The organism is Kallipyga massiliensis ph2, from assembly GCF_000311985.1.
GTDB lineage: Bacteria > Bacillota > Clostridia > Tissierellales > Peptoniphilaceae > Kallipyga > Kallipyga massiliensis.
On the sequence record NZ_HE978585.1, the window covers coordinates 406,718 to 424,008 of the forward strand.

Here is a 17,291-nt window from a genome sequence, read left to right on the forward strand (position 1 = left end):
CTGGCTCCTTTCTCGTCTTCTTTATTATAGAGGACTCTTCCGGGCCTTCCCTTGGCCGCGGGGATATTTCTTGGGGCTTTCCTTGACCTTCTCGAGGACAACCAAGCTCCTTTGATAGCCTTCTTCTGTCCAACTAAAGCTGTCCACTTCTTTGAGCCGACCCCCAAGAACTTGGATGGCCCGGTCGGCTTGGGAGACTTCTTCCCGGCCGCCGGGGCCTTTCATGGCGATAAAGTGTCCTTGTATTTTTACCCCGGGTAGGCAGTACTCAAGCAGGGTGGGAAGGGGGGCCACAGCCCGGGAAACGACCAGGTCGAAGGATTCTCTTTCCCCGGGATCCTGGAGAAAATCCTCTGCCCGGGCGTGGATACAACGGACCCCCTCCAGACCCAGGCGACTCACCACTTCCTGAAGAAAGTCCACCCGCTTTTTCAGGGAGTCAACCAGGGTCATCTCCAGGCTGGGATCAACAATCTTCATGGGGATACCGGGGAAGCCCCCACCGCTGCCCATATCCATGACTCTGATATGAGAGGGAATCCGGACTTGGCGGAAGACGGAGAGGGAGTCAATAAAATGCTTATTATCCACCTCCCGGTCCTCAGTAATGGCTGTGATGTCAATTTTTTCATTCCATTCTTTAATTAAGGCCCGGTAGCCCTCAAAGAGGTCCAGCTGTTGGGGGGTCAGGTCCAGACCCGCCTTGGCCAGGCGATCCACGAAGCCCTTATTCATGGTCCGTCCTCCCTTCCCGCTTGTCCTGTCTCTCCCTTCTTTCCTGCTCCAGGTAGACCAGGAGAACATTAATATCTGCCGGGGACACCCCGGAAATCCGGGAGGCCTGGCCTACCGATTCCGGCTGGACCTGGTTGAGCTTTTGGGCCGCTTCCTTCTTCAAGCCGTGGATCTTCCCATAATCCTCAACAAAGAGACGGCGGGATTCCATCTTCTTGAATTTTTCAATCTGGATATTCTGTTTTTTGATATAGCCCTCGTACTTGATCCGGTTCTCCACCTCCATCCGGACTTCCTTGGGGAGGCTGGGCCGGTCAGGGTCCAGTTCGGCTAATTTATCATAGCTTATTTCCGGCCGCCGGAGGAGGTCAGCCAGGCTCCCACCGGTTTTCAGTGGGGATGAGCCCAGGCCTTCCAGGAAGGCGTTGACTTCCGCCTTGGGGGTCACCATGAGGGCGGAGAGGCGGGCGACTTCTTCATCAATGGCTCGACCCTTTTTCTCCGCCAGAAGGTATCTCTCCCGAGAAGCCAGGCCAATCTCATAGCCCAGTTTGGTTAACCGGAGGTCGGCATTGTCTTGGCGGAGGGAGAGCCTGTATTCACAGCGGGAGGTCATCATCCGGTAGGGCTCATTGGTCCCTTTGGTCACCAGGTCGTCGATGAGGACGCCGATATAGGCCTGGGACCGGTCCAGGACGAAGGGGGAGAGGCCATCGATTTTCCGGGCGGCATTGATTCCCGCCATGAGCCCCTGGCAGGCCGCCTCTTCATAGCCCGATGACCCGTTGATCTGGCCGGCAAAAAAGAGGCCGGAGATGGTCCGAAGCTCCAGGGACCGGGTCAGGATCCGGGCGTCGATGCAGTCGTATTCAATTCCATAGGCCGACCGCATGACCTCCGCCTTCTCCAGGCCGGGGAGGGTCCGGATTGCCTCCATTTGAACCTCTTCCGGCATGGTGGAGGACATCCCGTCCACATAGACTTCCAGGGTGGAGGCGGATTCGGGCTCCAGAAAGATCTGGTGGGCCTCATGGTCGGGGAAGCGGACCATCTTGTCTTCAATGGATGGGCAGTAGCGGGGGCCCACCCCTCTTTTTCCCCCCGAATACATGGTGGACCGGGTGATATTGGCTTCGATCAGGGCCTTGGTTTCCGCCGTGGTCCGAGTAAGATAGCAGGGCCACTGCTTGGAGGCGTCGTAGGTTTTATCCTGGTTGAGGAAGGAGAAGGGAACGATTTCCCGGTCCCCCTCCTGGATGATCATTTGGGAAAAATCTACCGTCCGCCGGTTGATCCGGGGAGGCGTCCCCGTCTTGAACCGGCGGAGATCAATCCCGTGGGCCCGGAGGTCCTCCGAAAGGTGGAGGGCCGGCTTGGTATTGTGGGGACCTGAAGAATAGGTCAGGGGGCCCATGAGGATGGTCCCGTTGAGGAAGGTCCCCGTACAGAGGATGACGGTGGGGGCGGTAAAGATGGCCCCCTGGACCGTGGTCAAGCCCCGGACTTGGCCTTCTTCCACCAGGATCCGGTCAACCTCGGCCTCCACCAATTGGATTTTCTCCTCTTCCTCCAGCCGCCGTTTCATGACCTCTTGGTAACGCTTTTTATCCGCCTGGACCCGGAGGGAGTGGATGGCGGGACCTTTTGAGGTGTTAAGCATCCGGGACTGGAGGAAGGTCTCATCAATGACCAGGGCCATTTCCCCGCCCAAGGCGTCGATTTCCCGGACCAGGTGGCCCTTGCCGGTCCCCCCGATGTTGGGATTACAGGGCATATCGGCCACACTATCCAGGGATATGGAAAAGAGGGCGACTTTTTTCCCCAAGCGGGCTGCAGCAAAGGCGGCTTCGATGCCGGCATGGCCGGCACCCACTACGGCCACATCCACATCCGACCGGTGGTAGCCTTGAATATTTTCCATCTTGACCTACTTTCCCACGCAAAAATCTTGAAAGATCTTATTCAGAACGTCTTCTTCAATGGATTCCCCGGTGATGGCGGCCAGGTCCTGGTAGGCATCCTGGAGGTCCACGTCCAGGGCATCCAGGCTAACCCCTGTTTCCAGGCCCCCAAGTGCGGAGGAGAGGGAGTCCCGGGCCTTTTCCAGGAGGTTGATCTGGCGGATATTGGAGAGGGAGTCCGCCCCCTCCCGACCGTCATCTCCCTCGAGAAAGAGGACGGACAGGGCCTTTTCCAGGTCTTCCATCCCCTGACCGGTCTTGGCGGAAATGGCCAGGGCCGGCCCCCCATCCCCTTCCTCCTGAAGGAGGGTTTGGGCATCCGAACTTAAGCCCAAGTCAACCTTGTTGACCAGGATGAGGTGGGGGCGGGCGGCGGATTTTTCCAGGATAGCCCGGTCCTCCTTCCGGATGGACTGGGACCCATCGACCAGGACCAGGACCAAATCCGCCTCCTCCAGGAGGGCCATGGATCGGTCCACGCCAAGGGATTCAACCAGGTCGTCCGTTTCCCGGATCCCGGCCGTGTCAATCAGGCGGAGGCGGAGGCCCTCCAGCTGGTAGGATTCTTCGATAGCATCCCGGGTCGTCCCCGGGATGTCCGTGACGATGGCCCGGTCGTCCTCCAGGAGAGCATTGAGGAGGGAGGACTTGCCCACATTGGGCCGGCCTACGATGACCGTCTTGATCCCCTCCCGGATCAGCCGGCCCGTCTCCGCCCCGGCCAGGGCTCGGTCCATCCGGTCCAAGAGGGCTCGGGCCTCCTCCTCCATGGGCTCCCGGGGGAGGTCCTCCATGGCGTCCTCCATGAAATTGATGGCGTATTCTACATGAGCTAGGAGCCTGAGGAGGTCCTCCTTCATCCCCTTGATCTTCTTGGAGACCCCTCCGGTCAGTTGGTGGACAGCGGATTCCTGGGCCAGGCCCGTCTGGGCTCGAATGATGTCTTCGACCGCCTCAGCCTGGGCCAGGTCAATCCGCCCGTTGAGGAAGGCCCTGCGGGTAAACTCCCCGGGCTCGGCCATTCTAGCCCCCATCCGGAGAAATAGGGCCAACACTTTTTGAACAGAGACCCGGCCCCCATGGCAGTTCACTTCGACAATATCCTCCGCCGTATAGGTATGGGGGGCCTTCATATAAACACAAAGAACCTCGTCAAGGACCTTTTCTCCCTCAATAATATGGCCATAGCGCAGCTTCCTTTGGTCAGAGGGGGAGAAGGCCTTGCCGGAATAGGCCCGGAAGGCTCGGTCCGCCAGGGAGAAGGCTTCCGGCCCGGACAGGCGGACAATCCCGATCCCCGCCGGAGCCTGGGCGGTGGAGATGGCCACGATGGTATCCTTGTCCACGGTCCCCATGGGCCGGCTATCCCCACTATTTTCCCTTCCGAATGGCTTGAACATGGCATTTCCTTTCATAAAAAAAAGGCACTCCGGAAGGAGTGCCTTGTCCTTACTCATCGATTCGGATGACGACCTTCCGGTAGGGCTCTCGGCCTTCTGAAGCAGTGGTCACCCCCTCCACATCTTGGAGGGCAGTGTGGACCAGCCGGCGCTCATAGGCATTCATGGCTTCCATCCGGTAGGGACGGCCGGTCTTAAGGACCTTATCCGCATTCCTCTGGGCCATCTTTTGGATAGAGGCCTTACGACGTGACCGGTAACCGCCCACATCCACATAAACCTGGTGGTGGGTCTTGGTCAGGCGGTTGACGGCGATGGACTGAATATACTGGATGGCATTCAAGGTCTCCGCCCGCCGACCGATGACGATCCCGGTATCGGTCTCGGAGATATTGTCAATCTCCAGGAGGATGCCTTCACCCTCCATGCTGGCATTGACGTCCGCCTGGATATGCATGAGGGAGAGAAGACTTTCCATCCACTCCTTGCAGTAGGCCAGGGGATCCTCCACTTGGTCCGGGAAGAGATGACTGAGGTCTGCGCTTTCCCGGTTGATGTAGGCATCCCAATCTCCATAGAGGTCTTCCTTGGAAAATTCCTCCGAAGGCTCATCCTCTTCTTCAGAAGAGAAGTCGTCTTCTTCCTCCACATCAAAGTCGACTTCCTTGGCGTCTTCCTTCTCTTCAGAAATCAAGCTTTCATCTTGATGATCATCGAAAGAGGGCCCCTTAAAAAGGTCTTCCTCTCGAATATTTTCTTCTTTAAGAAGGTCGTCGAAGCGGTCTTCCTTGAGGGAGACCCGGACAACGGCGTCCTGGGCCCCAAAACCGAGAAACCCGGCCTTGGCTTCCTTCAAGACATCAATGGTCACTTCATCTCGACCCACCTGCAAAGAATCCAGGGCCTGCTGAACGGCCTTTTCTACCGTATCTGCTGTCTTAATTACTGTGGTCATTGTTTTCCCTTCCTATCTATTGTCCATTAAGCTTGGTCTTTGGATGGTCTCTTGGAAAGAATGGCGCCGGAAATCAGACGGAAGATGACTTCCAAGAGGTTTCCGAAAGCCCAGTAAAGGATCAGACCGGCTGACCAGGAGATGGACATGAAGTAAAAGATCAAGGGCATGAATTTTAACATTGCCGCAGAACCACCCGCCGGATTATCCTTCTGCATCTTCATGGCAGGGTTGAGGAAGGTGGAAGCAAAGGTCATGACCATATTAATCAAGGGGAGACCGAACCACTTGAGGGGGTCCGCCTGAGAAAGGTCCTGGATCCAGAAGAAGTTCTTCTGGATGTGGTTAAATTGGTCGGGGTTATCAAAGATGAACTTGCCCGGTTCCTTAAGTACGGCAAAAAGGGCGACGATGAGGACTAATTGGATAATCATGGGCAGGCAAGAGGAGCAACCGGCAGCGGAAAGGTTATTTTCCTTATAAAACTCCATGGTCTTTTGCTGGAGGATCCGCTCATCATAGCCATACTTTTCCTTAAGCTTCTCCAGCTGGGGTTGGAAGTCCTTCATCTTGGCTGAATTTTTGGTGGATTGGTAGGTCAGGGGGATGGTAATCAACTTACTCACCACAGCCATCAGGAGGATGGATATGGCGAAGAAAGAAATCATCTCCGGCTCGGCCCCTTTTCCTTGGAGCGTTTCATAGAAGAAACGCATGATGGAGCCGAAAATTTTTGAAATTGAACTCAATCTATTGCCCTCTCTTTTCGCATTCCTAGGGTCTCAAGGGGTCATATCCTCCCTTGGACCAGGGATTACATCGTAAAATCCGCCACAGGCTAAGAACCAGGGCGGTGGAGAAGCGGTAGTGTTGGAAGGCCTGAAGACAGTAGCTTGAACAGGTGGGCCGGTAACGGCATTTTCCTCTCCCCAGAACAGGGGAAATAAAACGCCGGTAAAGAAGAATCAGGCTGACGACAAGCTTGTTCATAAGAAGGCCCTTCCTACTAAAGTTGTCTCTTGTGGAAAAGGATTAATTTTTAGGAGGCCAAAAGGAAAGGCAGTGGAAGAGGGATTTCTCCAACCACCGGTAGTCCTGCCCCTTGGCTTTTTGCCGGGGGAGGATGACAAAATCATAACCTTTAGGAAAGGCTTCCTTGTTCTGTCGGATGATTTCCTTGACCTGGCGCTTCATCCGATTTCGGTCGTGGGCCTTGCCGAACTTTTTCGACAGGCTGATCCCATAGCGGGTTACCCCCCGGGGATTCTTACAACCGACAATCTGGAAGTCCCGGTTGAATGCCGACTTTCCCTTCCGGTATACCCGGTTGAAGTCCTCATTCTTCCGAAGCCTCAAGTCTTGTGGCCAATCCTGTTTTCCATCCATCAAGCCGCCTCCATCCTATCAATATTGAGAGGAAACTAGGCGGATAAGCGTACCCGACCTCTGCGTCTTCTATTTCTCAATACGCGGCGTCCGGACTTGGAAGCCATTCTCTTGCGGAAACCGTGGTCCTTTTTTCTCTTCATTTTGTTTGGCTGGTAGGTGCGTTTCATGACTTTCTCCCTTCTCGTGTAAAAAATATGATTCATTGGCTCTCGGCAACCTGGTCAAAGTGGGTTTTAGAGTAAAATCAGGCATAATAGAGAGCATCTTAAATATTATATGAAGGAGTGAAAATCCTGTCAAGGACTAGATGAACTTATCCACCGGGCTTTTATCCACAAATAATCGCGTAAATAAGGGAATTGTGGTAAAATAAGAGGGTGCAAACCAGGGATATCCTCCTATATTTTCCACAATCTTTCCACAAATTGTGGACAAATATTTTCCTCATCTACTGAATATGGGGAAAATCCCTTAAAAACTCTTGAAAAAGGCCAATAATATGGACTTTATTCCGTGGAAAAGATTCCTGTGGACAGTGTGGATGAAAAATTGTGGAAAAGTGGATAAAGAATGTGAATTGCTTCTTTCTGCCTTTTCCGGCGTGGAAAAGTCCTTCAAAGAGAATTTTTATTTCTATCCGCCAACATGCCTTGATCAAGAAAAATGAAATTTGTAGAGCTTTATGAAAAGAATCAAAGGATCGCCATGACCGACTTGACCATGATCTGGGATGAAGTGATCAACATGCTTGACCTCCAGCTCAACACCATACAATTGAAGAATTGGATTAAGCCCCTCCGGCCCATCCAGCTCAAGGATGATGTTCTTTTATTGGATACGGCCAGCTCATTTATTGGAACCATGGTAAAGAAAAACTACCAGGCTTCCATTGAACAATGCCTATCCTATATTTGTGAGCGGCCCATCACCATCCGGCTCATTGACCCTTCTTCCAACGACTATGACCAGTGGAGGACTTTTCCCGCCATGGATGAGGATCCTCTTCCCTTGGAAAAAGAAGAGGTAAAAGAGATGGAGCCGGTGAATACCTCCCCCCTCCAAAAAAGTCCCCGGGCCGGAAGGAAAGAAGGGGAAGAAAATAACGGCTACTCCTCTTTGAATCCGAAATATACCATGGAGGCCTTTGTCCGGGGAAATTCCAACGATTTCGCCTATGCGACCGCCAAGGCGGTCATTGCCAACCCCGGAACCACCTACAATCCCCTCTTTATTTACGGACTTTCCGGTCTGGGAAAAACCCACCTCATGCAGGCCATCGCCCATGAGATTCTCCGGAATGACCCCTCCAAAAAAGTTCTCTATATTACCAGTGAAAATTTTATGAATGAGATGATCGCTGTCATTGAAAACGGGACCAATGCAGAGAAGGAAAACTTCCGGCGGAAATACCGGTCCATTGATGTCCTCCTGATCGACGATATCCAATTCATTGCCGGAAAGAAGGCCACCATGGAGGAGGTCTTCCACACCTTCAATGATCTTAAAGAAGCTAATAAGCAGATCGTCCTTTCTGCGGATAAGCCCCCCAAGCAATTGAAAAACCTGGAGGAGCGTTTGGTCACCCGCTTCGAGGGAGGAATGACCGCTGACATCCAACAGCCCGATTTTGAGACACGGGTGGCCATTTTAAATAATAAAATGAAGGGAGAATCCATCCACCTTCCCCAATATGTGGTTGAATTCATTGCCCAAAATGTCACCGCCAATATCCGGGAATTGGAGGGAGCCCTCCTCCGGGTCATCGCTTACTTCCACTTCCGCAATAAGACGATCGACGAAAACGACCGCGACAACAACATGGCTATCGCCCGGGAAGCCCTAAAGCTCGAACGGGAGAGAGATATTGAAATCACTTTAGAGGATATCATCAAGGCCGTGACGGAATATTACAATTTGGAAGCCAATGACTTGACCTCCAAGTCCAGGATCCAAACCATCGCCCAACCTCGACAGATCGCCATGTATCTTGGTCGAAATCTGACCAACCTTTCCTTGGTCGCCATCGGTCGCTCCTTCCTTCGGGACCATACCACGGTCATGCACGCCGTCGACAAAATTTCCGTCCTGGTGAAAAAGGACCCGGAAATTCGGGAGGAGGTAGAAAATTTGGAGGAACAATTGAAACACCGTTAGGACTTTTTGAAAACTCTTGAGACAGTCTGTGGACACTTTGGGAAGCTTTGGGAAAAGAAGGAAGAGATATACACATTTTCATCCCAAGGGAAAAGACAAGTCTTTGACGTCTTTCCTCCCCTTATCCCCCCTATCCACAGGCCCTACTACTATTACTACTGTCTTACTACTAGAATAACTAGGCCAGCCGCCCCTTGAAGTCGGCCGGATTTAATCTCACTTTTTAAGGGATTTGAAAGGAGAAATCATGAAAATTCAAGTCATGCCCCAGGATATGGTCCAACAAATCGGAATTTGCCAACGCGCCATCTCCAGTCGGACCACCATGCAAATTTTGGAGTGCATCCGCTTCCAAGCCAAGGGGTCTGAAGTCATTTTGACCGCAACGGATTTAGAGCTCTCCATTGAAACACGGATTTCCTGCCAGGTCCTGGAAGAAGGGGCTGTGGTCATTCCTGCCACCATGATCGGGAACATCTTCCGCAAGCTCCCCAATGAGCCGGCTATTGTCGAAGAAAAAGGAGGCCTGGTCACCATCGACTGTGGCCAAGTCCACTTTGAAATCCAGGTTCCCAATGCCAGCGAATTTCCGGCCCTGCCGAATGTAGAAGAAGAGGGCAAGACCCTGGTAGATAATGATGTCCTGGTCCAGGCAGTCCGCGAAACGGAATTTGCCACTTCTTTAGATGAGTCCAAGATTGCCCTGACCGGGATCTTTTTTGAGCGGAAGAAGGACCGTCTCCGCTTGGTTACCTTGGACGGTTACCGGATGGCGGTTCGGGAAATCCTCCTTCCACCGGAAGCAGAGGCTTTTGAAAAATCGGCCATCATTCCAAAGAGAGCTTTCAATGAGCTGGCCCGGGTCGTCCGGGAGGGAGGGACGACCACCATGGCCTTGTCCACCGGCTATGTCTACTTCTCCTCCGGTCCGATCAAGATGTACTCCCGCCTCATCGATAAAAATTACATCCAATATGAAGAGATTATTTCCAGGGAATTCAAGTCCAAGGTGGTCCTTTCCCGAACAGCCTTCCAGGCAGCTTTGGAGAGGGCGACTATCTTAGCCAGGGAAGAGAGGGCCAACCTCATCAAACTTCTCTTTAAAGAAACTGGCTTGGAGATCCAGTCCAATTCGGAAATCGGGTCGGTCCATGAAAATGTGGCCTGCCAACTGGAGGGGGGAGAGATCACCATCGCCTTTAATGCCAAGTACCTCCTGGATGGGATCAAGGCCTTGAACTGCGAGGAAGTAAGCCTCCATTTGAATGGCCCCCTCAACCCCATGGTCATCCACCCCGCCCAGGATGAGGATGCCTACCTCTACCTGGTCCTCCCTGTCCGGATTGCTTCGGAATAAGGGGACGGTATGGAAGAACTTTGGATTCGTCAGGACCCCATCCGCCTGGACCAGGTCTTAAAATTGGCCAACTGGGTTATGTCAGGAGCGGAGGCAAAAATGGTCATTCAAGAGGGGATGGTCCTCCTTAACGGGGAGGTCTGCCTCCAGCGTGGAAGGAAGGTCCAGGTCGGAGACCGGGTGGATTTTGAAGGGCAGAGCCTCCTGGTGAAGAAGTTACCTTCGGACATGGCCGAGAGTTAGGGTCATGATTTTAAAAAACATCCGACTCATCAACTACCGAAATATCGCCTTCCAGGATATCCAACTCCACCCCCATTGGAATCTTTTTTACGGTGCCAATGCCCAGGGAAAGACCAATATCCTGGAGTCCATTTACCTGACCGCCCGGGGAAGGTCTTTCCGAAATGTGCCGGACCGAGACTTGGTCCGGTTTGGAGAGAGGTCCGCCTATGTTCTTTCCGACCTGGAAAGGAAGGGGAGGGACAAGCGGGTCGAAGTCAAAATTTCCCGGGTGGAGAAGAAGCGGATCCGGGTCAATGAAGTGGAGATGGAAAACACCAAAGAATTGGCTGCCCAATTTGAAGTGGTCCTCTTTGCTCCGGAAAACCTGGTCCTGGTCAAAGGTGGGCCGGGAGAAAGAAGGGCCTTCCTGGATGACCTCCTTCGGGCGGTGGATCCCGCCTATGGCGCCTTGGTCAGGACCTACGATAAGGTCCTCTCCCAGAGAAATTCTCTTCTAAAAAGTCCGGGGGATTCTTGGTTTGACCGCCAACTTTCCACCTATGATGACCAGCTTTCTTCTGCCGGGAGCCAAATCGCTTGGAAAAGGAAGGAAATCCTGGAAGAAATCCGGGCCCTGGCCCCCCGCTTTCAAGCCTCCCTATCCAGCAAGCAAGAGGATTTGGACCTGTCCTACCAGTCCCAGCTCTTCGAAGGAGAGGATCCGACCGGTCCGGATGACCTCGCCGAAAAGATGAAAGACCTCCTCTTCCAACGGAAGGAGGAAGACCGGTCCCTGGGCTATACCGGCCTGGGTCCCCATAAAGATGATATTCTCCTCCGTTTGAATGGCCTCCCTTCCCGGTCCTTCGCCTCCCAAGGTCAGGCCCGGACCATCACTTTGGCCCTCAAGCTGAGTGAAATAAAATTAATCGAAAAATACAAGGACCTCCATCCTCTCCTCCTTCTGGATGATGTTTTTTCGGAATTGGATGGGAAGCGGTCGACCTTTCTCCTGGAGACCATCGGTTCCTACCAAACCATCCTGACCTCCAACCACTTGGTAGAGGGAGGACGGGAAGGGACAGCCTTTCGGGTGGACAATGGCCGGGTCCATGTGAAATAAAAATAAGCGTTATAATCAATGTTGGTGAATTTTACCCAATCGGGATTCAAGTGTGGAAATGAGGAAGTATGGGAAATAAGAAAAACGAGTACGGGGAATCCAATATCCGGGTTCTGGAAGGTCTGGAGGCGGTTCGTGTTCGGCCGGGGATGTATATCGGGTCGACCGATGAAAGAGGTCTCCACCATTTAGTCTATGAGGTGGTCGACAACTCGGTCGATGAAGCCTTGGCGGGACGTTGTGACCACATCACCATCAAATTGGAAAAGGATGGGGCTTGCACCGTTATTGATAACGGGTCCGGAATCCCTGTGGAAATCCACCACCAAACCAAAAAATCCACCCTGGAAACCGTCATGACGGTTCTCCATGCGGGGGGAAAATTCGATTCCTCCGCCTACCAGTTTTCCGGCGGCCTCCACGGTGTGGGCGTATCAGTCGTTAACGCCCTTTCCAAGCGGCTGGATGCCTGGGTCTACCGGGACGGAAACATCTACCACCAGGCCTATGAATATGGGAAGGCGGTCACCGAACTGGAGACGGTGGGCAAGACCAAGAAGACGGGGACGAAGGTGACCTTCTACCCGGATGGGTCCATTTTTGAAAGCCTGGACTTCCACCGGGAAACCCTGGAGAAGCGCTTCCGGGAGATGGCCTTCCTCAACGCCAATGTTACCTTCCACCTGATTGATGAACGGGATGATACCGACCAGACCTTCCGGTATAAGGGAGGGATTGCGGAATTCGTCTCCTTCCTCAATCGGAATAAGGACCCCCTCCATAAGGAAATCCTCCATTTCACCGGTGAACAGGATGGGATCCTGGTGGATGTTGCCCTCCAATATACGGATGGCTATTCGGAAAATGTCCTCCCCTTCGCCAATAATATCCTGACCCCGGAAGGAGGAACCCATTTAACCGGCTTCCGGTCCGCCTTGACCAAAACCTTGAACGACTATGGTCGGGAAAAGGGACTCATTAAAGAAAAAGACGACAACCTCTCCGGTGACGATGCCCGCGAGGGCCTGACGGCGGTTTGCTGTGTTAAGTTATCCAACCCCCAGTTCGAAGGCCAGACCAAGGCTAAGTTGGGAAATTCAGAAGTCCGCGGGGCGGTAGATACCTTCCTGACCAGCAAACTATCCGCCTTTTTGGAAGAAAATCCCACTCCGGCCAGGGCTATTATAAAGAAGGCCTTGGATTCCCAGAAGGCCAGGAATGCTGCCCGGAAGGCCAGGGACCTGACCCGGAAGCGGTCCATCTTAGACAACACCACCCTACCGGGCAAATTGGCCGATTGTCAGTCCACGGACATCACGGAGAATGAAATCTTCCTGGTCGAGGGGGATTCAGCAGGCGGTTCCGCCAAGACCGGCCGGGACAACACCATCCAAGCCATTCTCCCCCTGCGAGGGAAAATTTTGAACGTGGAAAAGGCCTCCTTAAACCACATCCTCTCCTACCAGGAAATCCAGGCCATGATTACGGCCTTCGGAACGGGGATCGGGGACCAGTTCGACATTTCCAAGCTCCGCTACGGGAAGATCATTATCATGACCGATGCCGACGTGGATGGGGCCCACATCCGGACCCTCCTTTTGACCTTCTTCTACCGCTATCTCCGTCCTCTTATTGACGAAGGCCATGTTTTCGTGGCCCAGCCTCCTCTTTTCCGGATTACCCAGGGAAAGAAGGAAAGGTATGTCTACGATGAGAAGGAATTGGAGAAGGTCTTGTCCTCCATAGGAGACGGCAATTACAAACTCAACCGCTATAAGGGTCTCGGTGAAATGAATGACGACCAGCTTTGGGAGACCACCATGAATCCGGAAAGCCGGGTCCTCCTCCAAGTTAAGGCAGACCAGGAATCCACTTCCGTGGATGACACCTTCTCCCTCCTGATGGGGAATAAGGTGGAACCCCGCCGGGAATTCATTATGGAAAACGCCAAGCTGGCAGAACACATTGATACGATAGGTTAGGTGGGTGAACGATGACAGACGATAAAAACCAAGAATTCAACAAGCGGCTGGAAACGGACCAGAGGGTCAAGGACGCCTTTGCCGCGGACGAGAACATCTTCCCGACCGACCTGGAAGAGGAGATGAAGTCCTCCTATTTAGACTATTCCATGTCCGTCATTGTCGGCCGGGCCCTCCCGGACGTCCGTGACGGTCTCAAGCCGGTCCACCGGCGGATCCTCTATGGAATGAGTCTCCTGGGTTTAACCCCGGATAAGCCCTACCGGAAGTCCGCCCGTCTGGTCGGGGACGTCATGGGACGTTTCCACCCCCATGGGGATTCGGCCATCTATGATGCCGTGGTCCGCCTGGCCCAGGATTTCAGCATCCGTTATCCCCTGGCTGACGGCCAGGGCAACTACGGGTCGGTCGATGGCGACGGGGCGGCCGCCATGCGGTATACCGAGGTCCGGATGACCAAACTGGCCCAGGAAATGCTTCGGGACATCAATAAAAATACCGTGGACTTTCAGCCCAACTTCGACGAAGAAGAAGAGGAGCCGGTGGTCCTTCCTTCCCGCTTCCCCAACCTCCTGGTGAACGGGTCGGCCGGAATTGCCGTCGGCATGGCCACCAATATGGCCCCCCACAATTTAGGGGAGACCATTGATGCCTGCATCGCCTACATGAACAATCCCGAGATCGAACTCAAGGAGCTCATGAAGTACCTGCCGGGACCCGACTTCCCCACAGGGGCCTCCATCATGGGGAAGAAGGCCATCCGCCGGGCCTATTCCACCGGACGGGGCAAGTTGACCCTCCGGGCCGTGGCCAAGATTGAAACGATCAAAAACCGGAACCGGATCCTGGTGACGGAAATCCCCTACCAGGTCAACAAGGCCAAGCTGATTGCCAAGATCGCCGACCTGGTCCGGGAAAAGAGGATCGAGGGCATTTCCGACATCCGGGATGATACCAACCGGACGGGAATGCGAATCGTCATCGACCTCAAGCGGGATGCCATCCCCAAGGTGGTCCTCAACAACCTTTATAAATACACCCAGATGGAAGTCACCTTCGGGATTATCAACCTGGCCCTGGTGGATGGCCAGCCCCGGGTCCTAACCCTCAAGGAACTCATCGAATACTATATCCTCCACCAGAAGGATGTGGTGACCCGCCGGACCCAATTCGACCTGGACAAGGCGGAAAAGAGGGCTCACATCATCGAGGGCCTTCGGATCGCCATCGACAACATCGACGAAATCATCAAGATTATCCGGTCCTCCTATGATAACCAGCAGATCAAGGCCATCTTCCTGGACCGCTTCGGTTTGGACGATGTCCAGTCCCAGGCCATCCTGGACATGCAGCTCAAGCGCTTGTCCGGCCTGGAGAGGGAGAAGCTGGATGAGGAATACCAGGACCTCCTCAAGCAGATCGCCCGCTTTAAGGAAATCCTGGGGTCCGAACGGGTCCTGATCTCCGTCATTGAAGAAGAGCTCAAGGACATTAAGGACCGTTACGGCGACAAGCGGCGGACCCAAATCCTTCCGGAAGCGGATGAAATCAACATCGAAGACCTGATCAAAGAAGAGGATATGGTCATTTCCATGACCCAGCGGGGCTATATCAAGCGGACCCCGACCGACCGTTATAAGGTCCAGAACCGAGGCGGCAAGGGGATTCGGGGGATGACCACCCGGGAGGGGGACTATGTGAAAAACCTCTATGTGGTCTCCACCCACGATGTCCTCCTCTTCTTCACCAACTTGGGCAAGGTTTATTCCCTAAATGCCTATGAAGTGCCGGAAGGATCCCGGATCGCTCAGGGTTCCGCCATCGTCAACCTCCTCCAGTTAGAGGCGGGCGAGTATGTGGAATCCCTCTTCCCCATCAGCGAAGAGCCCTGCGACGACACCCACTTCCTTTTTGTGACTGCCCAAGGAATTATCAAAAAATGCGACGTGGAGAATTTCCGCAACGTCCGTTCCTCCGGTCTACGGGCCATCACCCTGGCGGAAGGCGACGTGCTTCGGGTCGTCCGAATCGGCAAGGGGGACGATGAGGCCATGATCGTGACCAAGAAGGGAATGGCCATCCGCTTCAGCCTCAAGGACGTCCGGCCCATCGGTCGGACCGGGATGGGGGTCAAGGGGATCAACCTCAACGCCGGCGATGAAGTCATCGATATGGACCTGGTCGGGGAGAATGACTACCTCCTGACGGCCACCCGGGGCGGATACGGGAAGAAGACCCTGATTGACCACTACACCCTCCAGAACCGGGGAGGAAAGGGACTAAAAACCTATAAGATCACCAAAAAGACCGGTGACCTGGTTTGTGGGATCCTGGTTCAAAAGGACGATGAGATGCTTCTCATGAGCCAGTCCTCCGACCTCATCCGCCTGAATGTGGCGGATGTGACGACCCAGACCCGGGCGACCCAAGGGGTCAAGCTCAAGACGGTCAAGGGTGAGGACGACGAAATTGCGGCGGTCGCCAAATATATCGAATCCATGGATGAGGAAGAGTAAGCCCCTCCATGGCAACCAAGCCCGGACTTTGAAAGGAGTTACTATGGCTTTTTCCATACACATCGACAAGGGCCCCCGGGATGAACATCGGGTGGCATTGAAGGGAGATTTGGATATCAACGCCTCTCCCCGCCTGAAAAGCGAGCTGGCCTTGGCCTATGAGGACCGGCCGGCCGATATCTTCCTGGACCTGGCCTCCCTGGATTACCTGGATTCCACGGGTCTAGGCGCATTGATTTCCGTCCTCAAGAGGGCTCGGGTGAATGACCACAAGGTGGCCATCCTCCATGCCAAGCCCTCCATCGAGAAGCTCTTTTACATTACGGAGCTGGACAAGGAATTTGAGATGGGAGGACCTGATGGAGACTGTTAGTCTGGTCATCCCCTCCGACCCCATGTATGTGACGACCCTCCGCTTGGTCACGGCCTCTATTGCCCAGAAGATGGGCTTTGATATTGAGGCGGTGGACGACCTCCGGGTCTGCGTGAGCGAGGCGGTAAACTATCTTTTCCCCTACAATGAACGGATCCGGGTGAATTTTTCGGAAGAAGACGACCGGATCACCATTGCCATCCTGGCCCAGGCCCCCTCGGAGGATTCGGAGGAGAGCCGTCTCCACCGGATGATCATGGAGAGCCTTCTGGATGGGGTGGAGGAGAGGAAAGACGGCTTTGTCCTGACCAAAGGACGGTAAAGGAATCCCTATGGCCAAGAAGAAAAAAGAAAAAGAGATGAAAAAAAATAAGGTAAGGGAGGAATTCGAGGATCTGGCCCGGACGGGGGATTTGGAACTCCGGAACAAGCTCATCACCGACCACCTTTATATTGCGGAAATCCTGGCCAAGAAGTACGTCAACCGGGGCATCGAATATGATGACCTCTACCAAGTGGCCTGTATGGGCTTGGTCTTTGCCATCGACCGCTACGATGTATCCAAGGGCTACGAATTTTCTTCCTTTGCTACGCCGACCATTGTCGGGGAGATCAAGCGCTATTTCCGGGACAAGGGCTGGGTCATCCGGGTCCCCCGGCGGATCCAGGAGCTGTCCAAAAAAGTCAACCTGGCCCGGTCCTCCCTGGCTCAAGAGCTCCAGCGTCAGCCGACCGTGGACGATATTGCTGACCGGCTGGGCGTTTCGGTGGAAGAGGTCTTGGAGACCATGGAAGCCTCCAAGGTCTACACCCCCCAATCCCTGGATATGACCTTCGACAATTCCGGAGATGACCGGGAGATCAACCTGGGGGATATGATCGGGGTGGAGGATGAGGCCTATGAGGATGTGGATTTCAACGATGTCGTGGACCGGCTGACGGAATCCCTCAACGACCTGGAGAAGAAGATCTTCTACTACCGCTATTATGACAAGCGGACCCAAATCTCCATTGCGGAGGAACTCAATGTCTCCCAGATGACCATATCCCGCCTGGAAAAGAAGATCATCAGCAAATTCAGGACCACCCTCAATGTGACCGTGGATGAAAAATAAAGGAGC

General features: G+C 53.8%; 17 protein-coding genes. 9 read left to right on the plus strand and 8 right to left on the minus strand.

All coding sequences use genetic code 11. The features are described 5' to 3' along the window. Positions 1-24: 24 nt before the first annotated feature. From rsmG to rpmH, 8 genes are read right to left on the minus strand one after another with little or no spacing between them, the layout of a single operon-like run. The gene (rsmG, locus tag HGKM_RS01805; RefSeq protein WP_019133613.1) at positions 25-735 is read right to left on the minus strand and encodes a 16S rRNA (guanine(527)-N(7))-methyltransferase RsmG; all 711 of its coding nucleotides are present in this window, start codon (positions 733-735) and stop codon (positions 25-27) included. Beyond that, positions 728-2,656 carry a tRNA uridine-5-carboxymethylaminomethyl(34) synthesis enzyme MnmG gene (mnmG, locus tag HGKM_RS01810; protein WP_019133614.1) on the minus strand — a complete coding sequence of 643 codons (1,929 nt, stop codon included), beginning with the start codon at positions 2,654-2,656 and terminating at the stop codon, positions 728-730. Before mnmG ends, rsmG begins: the two co-directional genes overlap by 8 nt. Positions 2,657-2,662: 6 nt before the next feature. Next, positions 2,663-4,096, minus strand: coding sequence for a tRNA uridine-5-carboxymethylaminomethyl(34) synthesis GTPase MnmE (gene mnmE, locus HGKM_RS01815; RefSeq protein WP_172634678.1), 1,434 nt, complete (start codon positions 4,094-4,096; stop codon positions 2,663-2,665). Between the two features lie 49 nt (positions 4,097-4,145). Next, positions 4,146-5,051 carry an RNA-binding cell elongation regulator Jag/EloR gene (jag, locus tag HGKM_RS01820; protein ID WP_019133616.1) on the minus strand — a complete coding sequence of 302 codons (906 nt, stop codon included), beginning with the start codon at positions 5,049-5,051 and terminating at the stop codon, positions 4,146-4,148. 26 nt (positions 5,052-5,077) lie between these two features. After that, positions 5,078-5,800, minus strand: a complete 723-nt coding sequence (locus tag HGKM_RS01825) for a YidC/Oxa1 family membrane protein insertase (protein WP_019133617.1) — start codon at positions 5,798-5,800, stop codon at positions 5,078-5,080. Between the two features lie 25 nt (positions 5,801-5,825). Beyond that, positions 5,826-6,041, minus strand: coding sequence for a membrane protein insertion efficiency factor YidD (gene yidD, locus HGKM_RS08465; RefSeq protein ID WP_081585079.1), 216 nt, complete (start codon positions 6,039-6,041; stop codon positions 5,826-5,828). Positions 6,042-6,083: 42 nt separating this feature from the next. Next, a complete protein-coding gene (gene rnpA, locus HGKM_RS01830; RefSeq protein WP_019133618.1) occupies positions 6,084-6,437 on the minus strand; it encodes a ribonuclease P protein component in 354 nt (117 codons plus the stop codon). Between the two features lie 35 nt (positions 6,438-6,472). Beyond that, complete coding sequence (gene rpmH / locus HGKM_RS08470) at positions 6,473-6,607, minus strand: 50S ribosomal protein L34 (RefSeq protein WP_081585080.1); 135 nt, start codon at positions 6,605-6,607, stop codon at positions 6,473-6,475. 496 nt (positions 6,608-7,103) lie between these two features. Between rpmH and dnaA the strand changes: the two genes are divergently transcribed. From dnaA to HGKM_RS01875, 9 genes are all read left to right on the plus strand, one after another. Then, on the plus strand, positions 7,104-8,594 hold the full coding sequence (gene dnaA, locus HGKM_RS01835; protein WP_019133620.1) for a chromosomal replication initiator protein DnaA: 1,491 nt from the start codon (positions 7,104-7,106) through the stop codon (positions 8,592-8,594). Between the two features lie 247 nt (positions 8,595-8,841). Continuing rightward, on the plus strand, positions 8,842-9,951 hold the full coding sequence (gene dnaN / locus HGKM_RS01840; protein ID WP_019133621.1) for a DNA polymerase III subunit beta: 1,110 nt from the start codon (positions 8,842-8,844) through the stop codon (positions 9,949-9,951). A gap of 9 nt (positions 9,952-9,960) precedes the next feature. Continuing rightward, positions 9,961-10,194: an RNA-binding S4 domain-containing protein gene (locus tag HGKM_RS01845; RefSeq protein ID WP_019133622.1), complete on the plus strand. Its 234-nt coding sequence runs from the start codon at positions 9,961-9,963 to the stop codon at positions 10,192-10,194. A gap of 4 nt (positions 10,195-10,198) precedes the next feature. Continuing rightward, on the plus strand, positions 10,199-11,299 hold the full coding sequence (recF, locus tag HGKM_RS01850) for a DNA replication/repair protein RecF (RefSeq protein ID WP_019133623.1): 1,101 nt from the start codon (positions 10,199-10,201) through the stop codon (positions 11,297-11,299). Between the two features lie 68 nt (positions 11,300-11,367). Further along, a complete protein-coding gene (gyrB, locus tag HGKM_RS01855; RefSeq protein WP_019133624.1) occupies positions 11,368-13,281 on the plus strand; it encodes a DNA topoisomerase (ATP-hydrolyzing) subunit B in 1,914 nt (637 codons plus the stop codon). A 122-nt stretch (positions 13,282-13,403) separates the two neighbouring features. Further along, on the plus strand, positions 13,404-15,797 hold the full coding sequence (gene gyrA / locus HGKM_RS01860; RefSeq protein WP_051010870.1) for a DNA gyrase subunit A: 2,394 nt from the start codon (positions 13,404-13,406) through the stop codon (positions 15,795-15,797). A gap of 43 nt (positions 15,798-15,840) precedes the next feature. Further along, positions 15,841-16,170, plus strand: a complete 330-nt coding sequence (locus HGKM_RS01865; protein ID WP_019133626.1) for an STAS domain-containing protein — start codon at positions 15,841-15,843, stop codon at positions 16,168-16,170. Then, positions 16,157-16,492, plus strand: a complete 336-nt coding sequence (locus tag HGKM_RS01870) for an ATP-binding protein (RefSeq protein ID WP_019133627.1) — start codon at positions 16,157-16,159, stop codon at positions 16,490-16,492. Before HGKM_RS01865 ends, HGKM_RS01870 begins: the two co-directional genes overlap by 14 nt. A gap of 10 nt (positions 16,493-16,502) precedes the next feature. Beyond that, positions 16,503-17,285, plus strand: a complete 783-nt coding sequence (locus HGKM_RS01875; protein WP_019133628.1) for a SigB/SigF/SigG family RNA polymerase sigma factor — start codon at positions 16,503-16,505, stop codon at positions 17,283-17,285. Positions 17,286-17,291: the final 6 nt, after the last annotated feature.

Bases quoted from the DNA above. Each gene is read 5' to 3' on its own strand.
- rsmG (WP_019133613.1), bottom strand. From the start codon at position 735: ATGAATAAGGGCTTCGTGGATCGCCTGGCCAAGGCGGGTCTGGACCTG.
- mnmG (WP_019133614.1), bottom strand. From the start codon at position 2,656: ATGGAAAATATTCAAGGCTACCACCGGTCGGATGTGGATGTGGCCGTA.
- mnmE (WP_172634678.1), bottom strand. From the start codon at position 4,096: ATGTTCAAGCCATTCGGAAGGGAAAATAGTGGGGATAGCCGGCCCATG.
- jag (WP_019133616.1), bottom strand. From the start codon at position 5,051: ATGACCACAGTAATTAAGACAGCAGATACGGTAGAAAAGGCCGTTCAG.
- yidD (WP_081585079.1), bottom strand. From the start codon at position 6,041: ATGAACAAGCTTGTCGTCAGCCTGATTCTTCTTTACCGGCGTTTTATT.
- rnpA (WP_019133618.1), bottom strand. From the start codon at position 6,437: ATGGATGGAAAACAGGATTGGCCACAAGACTTGAGGCTTCGGAAGAAT.
- rpmH (WP_081585080.1), bottom strand. From the start codon at position 6,607: ATGAAACGCACCTACCAGCCAAACAAAATGAAGAGAAAAAAGGACCAC.
- dnaA (WP_019133620.1), top strand. From the start codon at position 7,104: ATGAAATTTGTAGAGCTTTATGAAAAGAATCAAAGGATCGCCATGACC.
- dnaN (WP_019133621.1), top strand. From the start codon at position 8,842: ATGAAAATTCAAGTCATGCCCCAGGATATGGTCCAACAAATCGGAATT.
- HGKM_RS01845 (WP_019133622.1), top strand. From the start codon at position 9,961: ATGGAAGAACTTTGGATTCGTCAGGACCCCATCCGCCTGGACCAGGTC.
- recF (WP_019133623.1), top strand. From the start codon at position 10,199: ATGATTTTAAAAAACATCCGACTCATCAACTACCGAAATATCGCCTTC.
- gyrB (WP_019133624.1), top strand. From the start codon at position 11,368: ATGGGAAATAAGAAAAACGAGTACGGGGAATCCAATATCCGGGTTCTG.
- gyrA (WP_051010870.1), top strand. From the start codon at position 13,404: ATGAAGTCCTCCTATTTAGACTATTCCATGTCCGTCATTGTCGGCCGG.
- HGKM_RS01865 (WP_019133626.1), top strand. From the start codon at position 15,841: ATGGCTTTTTCCATACACATCGACAAGGGCCCCCGGGATGAACATCGG.
- HGKM_RS01870 (WP_019133627.1), top strand. From the start codon at position 16,157: ATGGAGACTGTTAGTCTGGTCATCCCCTCCGACCCCATGTATGTGACG.
- HGKM_RS01875 (WP_019133628.1), top strand. From the start codon at position 16,503: ATGGCCAAGAAGAAAAAAGAAAAAGAGATGAAAAAAAATAAGGTAAGG.